Raw genomic sequence first — 260 nt, 5'->3', positions numbered from 1 at the left:
CGGCCGAGGATATCGGCTCGCAATGCTACAAATACGGCGCCAAATCGATCACCTCCAGCTACCGCTCGAAGCCGATGGGCTTCAAATGGCCTGACAACTGGCAGGAAGTGCCGCTGCTGCAGAAGGTCGTCGGCAAGACCGCGCATTTCAAGGACGGCAGCACCAGGGATGTCGACGCCATCATCCTGTGCACGGGCTACCTCCATTCATTCCCGTTCCTCACCGAGGATCTGAAGCTCAAGACCGCCAACCGCATGTGG

Annotated in this window: 1 pseudogene; it reads left to right on the top strand. The window is 59.2% G+C overall.

What is annotated here, in order from left to right:
- Window positions 1-260, top strand: a pseudogene (locus AC0L2O_RS36970) (NAD(P)/FAD-dependent oxidoreductase); the annotation flags it as partial.

It is taken from the genome of Bradyrhizobium sp. Kon10, from assembly GCF_055807395.1.
Note: the sequence above shows the minus strand (reverse complement) of the source record. Positions and strands in the feature narration are given on the sequence as shown.